Origin of the sequence: Myceligenerans pegani (genome assembly GCF_014892515.1) — a bacterium.
Taxonomy (GTDB): Bacteria; Actinomycetota; Actinomycetes; order Actinomycetales; family Cellulomonadaceae; genus Myceligenerans; species Myceligenerans pegani.
In genome coordinates this window covers 94,458-106,915 of record NZ_JADBGR010000077.1, presented here as the reverse complement: position 1 = coordinate 106,915, position 12,458 = coordinate 94,458, and the positions used below count along the sequence as shown (strand labels likewise).

At 70.5% G+C, this 12,458-nt stretch carries 11 protein-coding genes; 7 read left to right on the top strand and 4 right to left on the bottom strand.

Annotated features, from left to right (window positions below):
* Positions 1-63: 63 nt before the first annotated feature.
* The gene (xseA, locus tag IIE03_RS10455) at positions 64-1,329 is read right to left on the bottom strand and encodes an exodeoxyribonuclease VII large subunit (protein WP_192862687.1); all 1,266 of its coding nucleotides are present in this window, start codon (positions 1,327-1,329) and stop codon (positions 64-66) included.
* A gap of 160 nt (positions 1,330-1,489) precedes the next feature.
* On the opposite strand from xseA, the gene IIE03_RS10450 reads away from it, so the two are divergent.
* Positions 1,490-2,512 (top strand): 4-hydroxy-3-methylbut-2-enyl diphosphate reductase, encoded by a 1,023-nt coding sequence (locus IIE03_RS10450; protein ID WP_318842913.1) that lies wholly within the window; start codon positions 1,490-1,492, stop codon positions 2,510-2,512.
* A 268-nt stretch (positions 2,513-2,780) separates the two neighbouring features.
* On the opposite strand, the gene IIE03_RS10445 is transcribed toward IIE03_RS10450, so the two are convergent.
* The gene (locus IIE03_RS10445; protein ID WP_225997560.1) at positions 2,781-4,439 is read right to left on the bottom strand and encodes a DNA recombination protein RmuC; all 1,659 of its coding nucleotides are present in this window, start codon (positions 4,437-4,439) and stop codon (positions 2,781-2,783) included.
* 47 nt (positions 4,440-4,486) lie between these two features.
* Between IIE03_RS10445 and IIE03_RS10440 the strand changes: the two genes are divergently transcribed.
* The 4 genes from IIE03_RS10440 (at position 4,487) to ychF (ending at position 8,964) form a co-directional block, all read left to right on the top strand.
* A complete protein-coding gene (locus tag IIE03_RS10440; RefSeq protein WP_192862686.1) occupies positions 4,487-5,344 on the top strand; it encodes an ABC transporter ATP-binding protein in 858 nt (285 codons plus the stop codon).
* Positions 5,326-6,951 carry a hypothetical protein gene (locus tag IIE03_RS10435; protein ID WP_192862685.1) on the top strand — a complete coding sequence of 542 codons (1,626 nt, stop codon included), beginning with the start codon at positions 5,326-5,328 and terminating at the stop codon, positions 6,949-6,951. The genes IIE03_RS10440 and IIE03_RS10435 overlap by 19 nt, the downstream gene beginning before the upstream one ends.
* 78 nt (positions 6,952-7,029) lie before the next feature.
* On the top strand, positions 7,030-7,848 hold the full coding sequence (locus tag IIE03_RS10430; protein WP_225997559.1) for a DinB family protein: 819 nt from the start codon (positions 7,030-7,032) through the stop codon (positions 7,846-7,848).
* A 30-nt stretch (positions 7,849-7,878) separates the two neighbouring features.
* Positions 7,879-8,964 (top strand): redox-regulated ATPase YchF, encoded by a 1,086-nt coding sequence (gene ychF, locus IIE03_RS10425; protein ID WP_192862684.1) that lies wholly within the window; start codon positions 7,879-7,881, stop codon positions 8,962-8,964.
* Between the two features lie 105 nt (positions 8,965-9,069).
* Here ychF and IIE03_RS10420 read toward each other — a convergent pair whose 3' ends face one another.
* Together IIE03_RS10420 and IIE03_RS10415 are read right to left on the bottom strand one after the other, a co-directional pair.
* A complete protein-coding gene (locus tag IIE03_RS10420; RefSeq protein WP_192862683.1) occupies positions 9,070-10,167 on the bottom strand; it encodes a tyrosine-type recombinase/integrase in 1,098 nt (365 codons plus the stop codon).
* On the bottom strand, positions 10,142-10,789 hold the full coding sequence (locus tag IIE03_RS10415; RefSeq protein WP_192862682.1) for a helix-turn-helix domain-containing protein: 648 nt from the start codon (positions 10,787-10,789) through the stop codon (positions 10,142-10,144). Before IIE03_RS10415 ends, IIE03_RS10420 begins: the two co-directional genes overlap by 26 nt.
* Before the next feature lie 91 nt (positions 10,790-10,880).
* On the opposite strand from IIE03_RS10415, the gene IIE03_RS10410 reads away from it, so the two are divergent.
* Both IIE03_RS10410 and IIE03_RS10405 read left to right on the top strand, forming a co-directional pair.
* Entirely contained in the window at positions 10,881-11,093 is a 213-nt protein-coding gene (locus IIE03_RS10410) for a helix-turn-helix transcriptional regulator (protein ID WP_192862681.1), read from the top strand.
* Between the two features lie 635 nt (positions 11,094-11,728).
* Positions 11,729-12,124, top strand: a complete 396-nt coding sequence (locus tag IIE03_RS10405) for a hypothetical protein (RefSeq protein WP_192862680.1) — start codon at positions 11,729-11,731, stop codon at positions 12,122-12,124.
* Positions 12,125-12,458: the final 334 nt, after the last annotated feature.

The window sequence follows — 12,458 nt, the reverse complement described above, 5'->3', positions numbered from 1 at the left end:
GCTCACGCCGTCGTGGTCGCCGCGAGGGTCGCCACTCGGTCGACGTCGGGCCGCCCGACGGCTTCAGTCGCCGATCGAGGTGACCTCCGCGTCCAGGCTGCCGTCGGCCAGGCGGACGTGGACGTCGTCGCCGACGACGACGTCGCCGGGCGTGCGGACCACGCGCCCGTCCGTGCGCTGGACGACGGCGTAGCCTCGCTCCAGGGTCGACGCCGGCGACAGGGCGCGGACCTGCGCTTCGAGTCGGCCGATCTCGCCCGAGGCGCGGAGCAGGAGCGCGTTGAGCGCGTGCCGCGCGTGCCCGATCGCCTGGACCACCTCCCGCTCGCGGGCCTCCAGCATGGTGTGCGGCGCGGCGAGCACGGGCCGGGAGCGGACGCCGTCGAGCCCGTGCTGTTCACGGTTCAGGATCGCCGTGATCGCACCGCGGATGCGCTGCCGGGCCTGCGTCAGGCGCTGCCGCTCCTCGGACACGTCCGGCACGATGCACTTGGCTGCGTCCGTGGGGGTGGACGCGCGCAGATCGGCGACGAGATCGAGGAGCGGGGCGTCCGTCTCGTGGCCGATGGCGCTCACCAGCGGGGTGCGGCAGGCCGCGGCTGCCCGGACGAGTGCCTCGTTGGAGAAGGGGAGCAGGTCCTCGACGGAACCTCCGCCGCGGGCCACGACGATCACCTCGACGTCGTCCCGCTCGTCGAGCTCCTGGATCGCGCGGCTCACCTCGGGCACGGCGCCCACGCCCTGCACGGCGACCTCGCGGATCTCGAACCGCACCTGGGGCCAGCGGGCGCGGGCGTTGACGACGACGTCGTGCTCGGCCTTGGACTCGCGACCGCAGACCAGGCCGACGACGGCCGGCAGGAACGGCAGCGGCCGCTTGCGGTCGAGGTCGAACAAGCCCTCGGCGGCCAGGACGCGCTTGAGCTCCTCGATGCGGGCGAGGAGCTCGCCGACACCCACGGCCCGGATGTCGTTCGCCTGCATCTGCAAGGTGCCGCGCTTGATCCAGAACGTGGGCTTCGCGCGCACGACGACGTGATCGCCCTCGGCAGGGACCTTCGCCAGGCGGGCCAGCGCGCTGGAGAAGATCGTGACGGGCAGGGAGACGTCGCGATCGGCGTCGCGCAGCGTGAGGAACTGCATGCCCGCGCCGGGGCGGGGGTTGAACTGGACCACCTGGCCCTCGACCCACACCGGCGGCATCCGGTCGATGTAGCCCTTGATCTTGTCCGACAGGACACGCACCGGCCACGGGCGGCTCGCGCTCGTGTCGGCGGCCATCTCGGGAAGCGGCAGCTGGGCGGTGGTCGGGTCGGTCACAGGAACCATCCTGCACGGAGTGGCTGACATCCGGCGGGTTCGCACGCCGGTTGTCCACAGGCGTCCGGCGGCGGCGACGTGGGGCGCCCGTGTGCATCTTGCGTAGGGTCGACGACGTCACACGGGCTGCCCGGTCCGACGGCGCCGGACGGCCCATAGACTGGCGGACGTGACTTCCGGAACGTCCACCCTGACCAAGCGCGTCCTCCTGGCCGCGCCCCGCGGGTACTGCGCGGGCGTCGATCGCGCCGTCGTCGCCGTCGAGAAGGCCCTGGAGACCTACGGGGCGCCGGTGTACGTGCGCAAGGAGATCGTGCACAACAAGTACGTGGTGGAGACCCTCAGCGAGCGCGGGGCGATCTTCGTCAACGAGACCGACGAGGTGCCCGAGGGCGCCCGCCTGGTGTTCTCGGCCCACGGCGTGTCACCGGCGGTACGTGAGTCGGCGGCGGCCCGCAGCCTGGACACCATCGACGCCACCTGCCCCCTGGTCACGAAGGTGCACAAGGAGGCCGTCCGCTTCGCGAAGGACGACTACGACATCCTCCTGATCGGCCACACCGGGCACGAGGAGGTCGAGGGGACCGCGGGCGAGGCGCCCGACCACGTGCAGGTGGTGAACTCGCCCGACGAGGTCGACCAGGTCACGGTGCGCGACCCGGCGAAGGTCGTGTGGATCTCGCAGACCACGCTGTCGGTGGACGAGACCATGGAGACGGTCCGCCGGCTGCGGGAGAGGTTCCCGTCGCTGCAGGACCCGCCCAGCGACGACATCTGCTACGCCACGCAGAACCGCCAGGTCGCGGTGAAGAAGCTGGCGCCGGAGTGCGACGTCGTGATCGTCGTGGGCTCGGCGAACTCGTCGAACTCGGTCCGGCTCGTCGAGGTCGCGCTCCAGGCGGGAGCACGGTCGGCGTACCGCGTGGACCGCTCCTCCGAGATCGACGAGGCGTGGCTGGAGGGCGCGACGACGGTCGGCGTGACCTCGGGCGCGTCCGTCCCGGAGATCCTGGTGCGTGATGTCCTGGCGCTCCTGGAGGGCCGCGGCTTCGACGACGTCCAGGAGGTGCGGACCGCGACGGAGGACCTCATGTTCTCCCTGCCGCGCGAGCTGCGGGCCGGTCTGAAGGCCGCCGGTGCGGACGACAAGCGCCCGCACAAGGAGTCCCGCAAGGAGCTCCCGCTCGCCTGACCGCACCTGACGACGGGGTTGCCGGGGCCACGGTCCGGGCGATGTTGCCGTCCGCCTACCCGCTCAGGTCCGGCGAGGCCGTAGTGCCACCCACCCGGCCAGGAGCACGATCGCCAGCATGACGGCGTTGTGGAGGTACTTCGGGCCGGGCGCCACGTCCCCGAGCAGGGGGAAATAGCGAGCAGGCCGAGGACGCGGAGTGGCTTCGAGCGGTCCCTGTCGACGGTTCCGGGCGCTCCGGCCTGGGCTGCGGGCGTGGACTGCACCTTCAGCTACCGGCTGCCTGCGACCGGTTCGTCCTCTCCGCCTCGGCCAGGGCGCGCTGGTCGCTGGCCGCGAGCTCGGTGACCTCCACCTGCTGGACGACGACCGTGTCGATCGTCTCGGCGCCGGGGGAACGCGCGGTCTTCGTGCCGGCCTGCTTCCCGGTGCCGTTCTGCCCGGCGCCGTCCTGTGTCGCCCCATCCCGGTCCGCGGTGTCGCGCGCCGACTCGATCGCCACGACCCCGCCCTCGTCGGCGACGAGGAGCTCCGACTTCGTGATCGGGCGCGGGAACTCCTCGATCTCGCGTGGCTCCGCGATCGCGTCCTTGGGGTCGACCACCTCGAGCGCCACCATCTTGCGCGCGGAGCTGAGCACGTTGCGCTCCAGCGACCCGATGAGCTTGTTGTAGTCCTTGGTCGAGCTCTCCAGCGACCGGCCCATCTTCGTGATGTGGCTCGTCATCGTGACGAGCCGCGAGTGCAGCTCCTTGCCGACCTGGTGCACCTGCGCCGCGTTCTCGGCAAGGGCCTCCTGCCGCCACGCGAAGGCGACGGTGCGCAGCAGGGCGACCAGGGTCATCGGCGTGGCGAGGATGACGTTCTTCCGCGCGGCGTACTCCAGCAGATCGGGCTGCTGCTCGACCGCGGCCGAGAGGAATGCCTCGGCCGGGACGAACATGACCACGAACTCCGGCGCCGAGTCGAACTGCGCCCAGTACTTCTTGCCCGCCAGCTCGTCGACGTGCTTGCGCATGTGCTTCACGTGCGCCTCCAGGAGCTGCTCCCGGCGGTGCACGTCGTCGGTCTGCTGCGCCTCGAGGTAGCGGATGAACGCGACCTTCGAGTCGACCACGACGTTCTTGGCCCCGGCCAGGTGGATCACCATGTCCGGCCGCAGCACGCCGGTGTCCGAGGTGAACTCGTCCTGCTCCGTGAAGTCGACCCGGTTGAGCATGCCGGCGGCCTCGACCGTGCGGCGGAGCTGCAGCTCGCCCCACGCCCCACGGACCTCCGACGTGCGGAGCGCGGCCACCAGGTCGCTCGTCCCGCTCCGCAGCTTCGCGGACTCCTCGGCGACCTGACGCAGCTGCTCGGTCAGCTGCCCGTGCCCCAGGGCACGCGCCTTCTCGGCCTCCTCGACCTGGGCACGCACCTTGTCCATCACCTTGGACAGCGGATCGACCAGGTTCTTGACCGCCTCCTCCCGCTTGGCGAGCTCCGCCTCGTTTCGCACGGTGGCCGTGCTCAGCTTCTGCTCCGCCAGCGTGAGGAACCGCTGGGTGTTCGCCTCCAACGCCTCGCCCGCCAGCAGCTTGAACTGCTCGGCGGCGCGCTCCTGCGCCACGCGCGCGGCGGCGACCTGCTCGGCGGCGCGGTCCCGTGCCGCCTGGATGTCGGCCTCGGCACGCTCGCGGACCATGACCGCCTCCCGCTCGGCCGCCTCGGCGAGAGCGTTCAGGCGGGCGGACTCCAGCTCGGCATCGCGCACCACCGTGGAGGTCCGCGCGGCATGCCACAGCCTGCCGACGACCACGCCGACGGCGAGAGTCACGAGCGCCAGGAGGATCGCACCGATGTCCATGCCGTCAAGGCTGCCACGACTGACCGACACGACCACGTCGACCCGCCCACCAGGTTCGATCTCGCGTCGGAACAAGGTCATCCCGGCGGAGGATGCCCCGTGTCGGACTCTGCGTCTAGGTTGGCGGCATGACCCATCAGACCGGCCCCGAAGGCGGCACCCCCGCGGCACCCGCGCCCGCCACGCCGTCGGACACCATGGCACCCGCGCCGCACGCGACCCCGCCCGACCTCGGCGCCGCACTCAGCCTGCGCGGCCTGTGGAAGCGGTTCGGCGACAAGGTCGCGGTGCGCGCCCTGGACCTCGACGTGCCCGTCGGATCCTTCTACGGACTGGTGGGCCCCAACGGAGCCGGAAAGACCACCACGCTCTCCATGGCCACCGGCCTGCTCCGGCCCGACGGCGGAACAGTGCACGTGCGCGGCACCGACCTGTGGGCGCATCCCGACGCGGCCAAGGCCACGCTCGGGATCCTGCCCGACGGCGTGCGCCTGTTCGACCGCCTCACCGGCCTCCAACTCGTCACCTACGCCGGCCTCCTGCGCGGCATGGACCGCGACACGGTGGCGGAACGTGCCCACAGCCTGCTCGTGGCGATGGACCTCGCCGCCGACGCCCACACGTACGTCGTCGACTACAGCGCCGGCATGACCAAGAAGATCGCACTGGCCAGCGCCATGATCCACGCCCCGCGAACCCTCGTGCTCGACGAGCCGTTCGAGGCCGTCGACCCCGTCAGCGCCGCGAACATCCGCGACATCCTCGCCGACTACGTCGCCGGAGGCGGCACCGTCGTCGTTTCCAGCCACGTCATGGACCTCGTGCAGCGCATGTGCGACCACGTCGCCATCGTCGGCGCCGGACAGGTGCTCGCCGCGGGAACCGTCGACGAGGTCCGCGGCGACCAGACGCTCGAGGACCGCTTCGTCGACCTCGTCGGAGGCCGCACCCGAGCGGAGGGGCTCGAATGGTTGCGCACTTCCTGAGGCTCAAGCTCACCCTGCTCGGTAACACCCTCCGGCGCAGCGTCTGGCAGACCGTCGGCCTGTGCTTCGCACTGCTCTACGCGCTCTTCGTCGTGGGATCGCTCGTGATCGGCGCGATCGTGGGTGGCGGCATGAACCCCACCGTCACCGGCCACGTGATCACGCTCGCCGGAGCGGTTGCCGTCGTGTGCTGGTGGGTCGTCCCCGTCTTCGTGTTCGGCGTCGACCAGACCCTCGACCCCCAGCGGTTCACCACGTTCGCGATTCCCCACCGCACCCTCGTCGCCGGACTCGCCGTCGCGGGCGTCGTCTCCGTGCCCGGCCTGGCCACGGCGCTCGCGGCGGGCGGTTCCGCGTTCGCGTGGTGGCGCGAACCGTGGCTCGTCCCCGTCGCCCTGCTCGGGGCGATCCTCGGACTGGCGTCGTGCGTCGTCGGGTCGCGGGCGGTCACGACCGTGCTCGCCCCGCTGCTGGAGTCACGCCGGTACCGCGAGGTCGTGGCGGTGGTCGCGATCATTCCTCTGGTCCTGATCGGCCCGGCGATCGGCTGGGCGAGCGAGGAGATCGGGGCTGTGTCCAGGGAGACGACCGACGATGGCGTCACCGTCAGCACGGACGGTTCGCTGCTCGCGGCCGTGGTGGCCCGGTTCGGCGAACTGGTGGCGTGGACGCCGTTCGGTGCGCCGTGGTCACTGGCCGCCGCGGTGCACGACGGCGCCTGGGGAGCCGCCGCGTCTCGGTTCGCCATCGCCGTCGGGACCATCGCGGTGCTCTGGCTGATCTGGTCCCGCTCACTGGCCAAGGCCCTGGTCACCCCGCCGGTCGGGGGAGGCAGGGGAGCCAGGAGCAAGGGGCTGGGCTGGTTCGGCCGGTTTCCCGCCACGCCGGTCGGTGCCGTCGCCGCGCGCTGCACCACCTACTGGATCCGGGACCCGCGCTACGCGGCGGGCATCAGCATCATCTTCCTCATGCCGGTGATCCTGTGGCTGCCGGCGCGTTCCTCGGGGAACCTCGACGTGCTGTTGCTGGCGGGTCCCGTCGTCGCGTGGGTACTCGCGTTCGGCGTGTCGAACGACGTCGGCTACGACTACACGGCCTTCGCTCTGCACGTCGCGACCGGCACGTCGGGACGCGCCGACCGATGGGGACGTGCGCTGCCCGTCCTGGTCTTCGGCACCGCGGTGGTCGTGCTCGTCGCCGTTCTGACGCTCGCGCTGTCCGGCCGCTGGGACCTGGCGGCGCCGTTGCTGGGCATCTGTCTGGGGACCCTCGGGCTCGCGCTCGGCGTGTCCAGCGTGGCGTCCGCGGCGCTCGTGTACCCGGTCCCGAAGCCAGGGGAGAGCCCGCTCAAGTCGCCGCAGGGTGCGGCGATGGCGACGATGCTCGCGCAGACCCTGGCGATGCTCATCACGGTGCTGCTGGCGCTTCCGCTGGTCGTGCTCGGCATCTGGGCGTTCGCGTCCGGAAGCCTCCTGGTCGGCTGGGTGACGCTGGTGGTCGGCCTGGTGGAGGGCGCGCTCCTCCTGGTGCTCGGCATCCGCATGGGCGCGCGCACCTTCGACCGCCGGGCGCCGGAGCTGCTCCAGCAGGTGCAGTCGTTCCCGTGACGGACCCCGTCGTCGGCACCGGGTTGCTCTCGCCTCCCTCTGGCGGCGATGTCAGAGGGTCGGCGTAGTGTCGGCCGCATGGAGACAGGGATGACAGCGGGAGCGGCGCCGGGGGACGGCAAGGCGCCGTCCCCGGGTTCACCGCGGTCCCGGTTCTACCTCGCCGACCTGCGCGGCGAGGAGTTCCGCGAGACCGACCTGAGCGGGGTCCGCATGCGCGGGGTGATCCTCGAGGGCGCGGACATCGACGGCGCGATCTACGGCCTCCGGGTCAACGGCGTGGAGATCGCGCCGCTGGTCGAGGCGGAGCTGGACCGGCGGCATCCGGAGCGGGCGTTGCTCCGAGACCGCTCCGTTCCTGGGCTGCGGGCGGCACATGCGGCATACGCGGCGATGTGGGAGCAGACCTACGAGCGGGTGGCGGGCATGCCGCCGGAGACGGTCGAGGTCTCCGTCGACGACGAGTACACGTTCGTCCAGACCCTGCGACACCTCGTCTTCTGTGCGGACGGCTGGCTGCGCTGGGGTGCACAGGCCCGCCGGGACGACGACGTCTTCTGGCCCGCCGGCGTCGCGCACACGCAGTACGCCCCGCGGTCGGTGGAACTCGGTATCGACCCTGCCGCGGCGCCGTCGTACGAGGACGCTCTGGCCGTGCGGCGAGCCCGTACGCGCGAGGTCGGCGACTTCCTCGCCGACCTCACCCCGGAACGGGCGGCCGAGCCCGCCGAACCGCCACCATGGATGGACCCTTCGGAGCCGTTCACGGTCGGCGGGTGTCTGTCGGTGGTTCTCAGCGAGGAGTGGGAACACCACTCGTTCGCCGTCCGCGACCTCGACGTGATCGACGGGCGGGCGCGCGACGAGGCGCCGGGCGACGACGACGGCCTGCGCTGAGGCGCGGGACAGCACGTAGAATCGGCCGACGTGGCTCTCACTATCGGAATCGTCGGGCTGCCGAACGTCGGCAAGTCCACCCTCTTCAACGCGCTGACCCGCAACCAGGTCGTCGCGGCGAACTACCCCTTCGCCACGATCGAACCCAATATCGGCGTGGTCCCGCTGCCGGACGCGCGCCTCGGCAAGCTCGCCGAGATCTTCGGGAGCGAGCGTGAGCTGCCGGCCACCGTGTCGTTCGTCGACATCGCGGGCATCGTCAAGGGCGCGTCCGAGGGTGAGGGCATGGGCAACGCGTTCCTCGCGAACATCCGCGAGGCCGACGCGATCTGCCAGGTGACGCGTGCGTTCGACGACACCGACGTCGTGCGCGTGGAGGGATCCGTCGATCCTCTCGGCGACATCGAGACCGTCTCCACCGAGCTCATCCTGGCCGACCTCCAGACCCTCGAGAAGGCGCTCCCGAGGATGGAGAAGGAGGTCAAGATCAAGAAGGGCGACCCCGTCCTGCTCGAGGCCGCCAAGAAGGCCCAGGAGATCCTCGAGGCCGGCACCACCCTCTACCAGGGCGCCGCGGACGCCGGCCTCGACCTGGACGAGATCGCGCCGCTGCACCTGATGACGGCCAAGCCGTTCATCTACGTGTTCAACACCGACGACGCGGGCCTCGCGGACGAGGACTCGCAGGAGGCGCTGCGCAAGCTGGTCGCGCCCGCCCAGGCGATCTTCCTGGACGCCAAGTTCGAGGCGGAGCTGACCGAGCTCGAGCCGGAGGAGGCCGCCGAGATGCTGGCCGAGACAGGACAGACGGAGTCGGGCCTCGACCAGCTCGCGCGCGTCGGGTTCGACACGCTCGGCCTCCAGACCTATCTCACGGCCGGGCCCAAGGAGTCGCGCGCCTGGACCATCAAGAAGGGCGCCACCGCTCCCCAGGCCGCGGGCGTCATCCACACCGACTTCGAGAAGGGCTTCATCAAGGCGGAGGTCATCTCGTACGAGGACCTGCTGGAGGCCGGCTCGGTCCAGGCGGCCAAGGCTGCGGGCAAGGCCCGCATCGAGGGCAAGGACTACGTGATGGCCGACGGCGACGTGGTGGAGTTCCGCTTCAACGTCTGATATCGGGATCGCGCCGCAGGTCAGGTGCGGTTTAGCCAGTGCCGGTCCGCAGGGAGTCCGCAAGATTCGCGGTTGTGGTCCTGCGGAGGGTGGCCGCGCAAGGGCTCACTGAGCTTGGAGCCGTGTGTCGGCGGTGGACAGCGCGGACCGCATGAGCGAACGCGCGGCGTTCCGGGTGCGGTCGTTCGCGTTCGGCCACAGGTGCGCGTACGTCTCAAGGGTCGTCTTGGCGGAGGCATGCCCGAGGGCGCGCTGCACGGTCACCACGTCACAGTTCTCCGCGATCAGGCCGGAGGCGTAGAAGTGCCGGAGGTCGTGGAGGGTGAAGCCCGTGACTCCGGACTTCTTGACTGCCTTCCGCCACCGGTATCCCACGGTGTTCTGGTGCGGTGGGTCCTCACCTGCACCGACGAACAGCCAGTCGTCACCGTGCGTGCCGAACTGCTTGATGTGAGCGGAGATGAGCGCGGTCAGCTCGTCCGGGATGGCGATGTCGCGCTCTGACCCGTACTTGGGGAGACGGATCTCGATCTTGCCGCCGTTCTCGCGCTGGATCTGCCGGCGCACATGCAGGACCCGGCCGAGGAACTCGATGTCACCGGACTTGGTCCCCGCTGCCTCCCCGAGTCGGAGTCCCGCGAACGCACAGAGCGCGATGAACGGCGCGAATTCCTCGTCGGCAGCGCCAATCAGTTTCCCGACCTGCTCAGCGGTGGGGATCTGCAACGCGTGCTCACTGCGGCGCTGGCGGGGGAGCGTCACTCCCACGGTCGGGTCGACCCCGATGACCCTGTCCCGCGTAGCAGCGCGGAACACGCTCCGGACGTTGTTGTAGCGGGTCTTGACCGTCCCCGGAGCGAGGCCGTTCCGGGTCATCCGCTTGATCCATCCCTCGATGTGCGATCGCTGGATCGACTTCATGGGATGGTCGGTGAACGTTGTCGAGGAAACGGCGAGCTGCATCGCGCGATCCGTTCCGCCTACCCAGACCTGGCGCTCCGACCATTGGTCGAAGTAGGTCTTGAAGGTGATGCGGCCAGCGCGCGGATCAGCGTAGATGCCCGTGACGATCGTCGCAGTGACCTCGTCGAGCCAGCGCTGCGCGTCGGCCTTGCGGTCGAAGTGCCGTGAGTGCTCTTTCTTGGCCTCATCGCGGTAGCGGGCGCGGTACTTGCCGTTAGGGCGCTTCTTGATCGATGCCATGCGGGCTTCCTTCCTGGTTGTTCGGTTGGTGTTCGACGGCGGGTTCCGGGGTGGGGATGTCGCGTTCTGCTCGCCATTGGTCGGGGGAGAAGCCGGTGTAGCCACTGGTCGGATTCGGCACGGTCGTGGGCTCGTCCGCATGGCGTGGGTTGGCGCGTTCTGACGTAGCTCGTGCCTGGGCGATGTTGATCAGGACGTGGAAGTCGCGGTGGAGGGCGGTGCCGATCGCGGCGGTGTTGGCCACGTGGTCCCAGCCGGGGATCGTGCTGGCGTGGTCGAGGGCATCTTCGAGGTCCTGGCGTTCGCGTTCGAGGTCGAACAGGGCTTGGCTGACGCGGTCGGTGAGGACTTCGATCCGGCGGACGTGGTAGACGACCTGGCGGTCCGCGTCGGCAAGCTCCGGTTCTCGGGTCAGGTCGGCGATGCGGACGTGGAGTTCGTCGGCGAGGTCGACGGCTTCGGCGAGTTTGATGGGACGGTCTCCTTTCTCGATGGCCCAGACGGTGGACTGGGACCATTTCCAGCCGCGGTTGCGCATGGCGCGGGCTAGCTCGGTCTGGCTGCGGACGCCGCGGTGGGCGGCGAGGTTCTTGCCGATGTGTGTGTCTCGTTCGTCTGCCACGGCACCAACGCTACCGTCAATCCCAGTTTACCGCTACTGGAATCCATGGTTTACTAGATATTCTAGTGAGGCCCAACTGAGGAGGTTGGTCATGCAGGAGCGGAACCGAGACAGGCTGTTGAGCACGCGGGAGGCGGCCGAGCTGTTGTGCGTGCCGGAGAACACGTTGCGCTGGTGGCGCCACATCGGCACCGGCCCGGAGTGCTTCCGGCTGGGACGGCGGCGGGTGGTCTACCGCGAGTCGAAGGCGCGCGCATGGCTGGCCGACCAGGAGGCGGCAGGTGACAAGCGACCGGACGCGTAAACCGCGCCAGACGCGCCCGGCGAACGGGGCTCGGACACTTCGGTGTCCGGGCCCCGTTGCCGTTCCCGCCAACGACACCGACACCGACCATGCCTCTCCGTCGGTGTCGTCGTCCTCGCGTCCGTGTGGCGCGAAGGAGTGGATCGTCGGCTACCTGTCCGTGCGCGGCGGGGAGGTGGTCGCCGCCGAGGCGATCGAGGCCGGGTGCGCCCTGGGGTTCCCGGCCTCGACGCTGAAGAACGCCCGGCCAAAGGTGGCCGACTCGATCCGGGTCGGGTTCGGCCGGGCGCAGAAGACCTACTGGCGGCTCCGGGCGGCATCGGGCGCTACCGCGAGTACGGCCCGGCAGGCGCCGCAGGTCTCGCAGAGGCCACGGAGACCGCACCCGACACGGGTCCCGCCGAGGCCGCATCGACCAGCGGCCCTACGGGAACCACTCAGCCTGCCGGGCGCGCAGGTCTCGCACGACCCACCGACGCCGCCACGCCGCTATCGGGTCGCGCGTCCCGCCGTGGTGGTCGCGGGCGTCGCCGACCGGTCGGACGCCGGGCGGTGGCGCAGGTCGAGCAGCCGACGCTGTTCTCCGTGATGGGCGTGAGCGAGCCATGAGCCACGACATCCCGCAGGAGGTAGGCATGTCCACGACCGAGAACTCGCGAATCGAGGGCCGGGCCCGTCGGGAGGCGGCCGATCACCTGCGCTTTGTGCGCTTGACCCGCACGTCCAGGGTCTCGGCGCACGAGGTGCTGTGGGAGGCGGCGGCCATGGCCGCGCGGAGGGCTGCCTGGTCTCTGCCTGGCGCCCTGGAAGAGGCGCGGGTGCAGGCCCGCGCCTTCCGGCTGCTGAACGCGTCCTGGTCGCGCCTGATGGACCGCCACGACCGCGCCCGCAAAGCCCGCGTGGCAGAGCGAGCGCTCCGTGCGCGCGAAGCGGACCGTGGACCGGCGACGCTGTCGCCTGCTGCTGCCGCTCGGCCGCGCGCGACCGAGCACAGGGCGCGCGAAGGCGCGGCCGGGATGGACGGGCCATGAAGCACCGGTCCTCTCACTGCGCCGCGAACCGCCCCGGCTTCACGGCCCAGCCCCTTCCACCAGTTCCCACCGCCTCCACCCAGCCATCCCTCCCCAACCACACCACCCACCCCCACACCCACCACCTCACCCATCCCCACCCCACCAATCCCACCCACCATCACACCACCCCAACCCCACCAACCCACCCATCCCATCCATCCCCACATACCCAAAATCCCCTCCCATCCCCACCAGACACACGTCTGGCAGTAGTGGAAACGCATCGTTGGAGAACGCTGATGCCATTTGCAACAGAAACGCATTGCCCGATCGCGGCCGACGTCCCCCGCGA

Coding starts and splice junctions, on each gene's coding strand:
- IIE03_RS10435 (WP_192862685.1), top strand. CDS start 5,326: ATGGTTGCGCACTTCCTGAGGCTCAAGCTCACCCTGCTCGGTAACACC.
- IIE03_RS10405 (WP_192862680.1), top strand. CDS start 11,729: ATGTCCACGACCGAGAACTCGCGAATCGAGGGCCGGGCCCGTCGGGAG.
- IIE03_RS10445 (WP_225997560.1), bottom strand. CDS start 4,439: ATGACCTTGTTCCGACGCGAGATCGAACCTGGTGGGCGGGTCGACGTG.
- IIE03_RS10410 (WP_192862681.1), top strand. CDS start 10,881: ATGCAGGAGCGGAACCGAGACAGGCTGTTGAGCACGCGGGAGGCGGCC.
- IIE03_RS10420 (WP_192862683.1), bottom strand. CDS start 10,167: ATGGCATCGATCAAGAAGCGCCCTAACGGCAAGTACCGCGCCCGCTAC.
- IIE03_RS10430 (WP_225997559.1), top strand. CDS start 7,030: ATGGAGACAGGGATGACAGCGGGAGCGGCGCCGGGGGACGGCAAGGCG.
- xseA (WP_192862687.1), bottom strand. CDS start 1,329: ATGGTTCCTGTGACCGACCCGACCACCGCCCAGCTGCCGCTTCCCGAG.
- IIE03_RS10440 (WP_192862686.1), top strand. CDS start 4,487: ATGACCCATCAGACCGGCCCCGAAGGCGGCACCCCCGCGGCACCCGCG.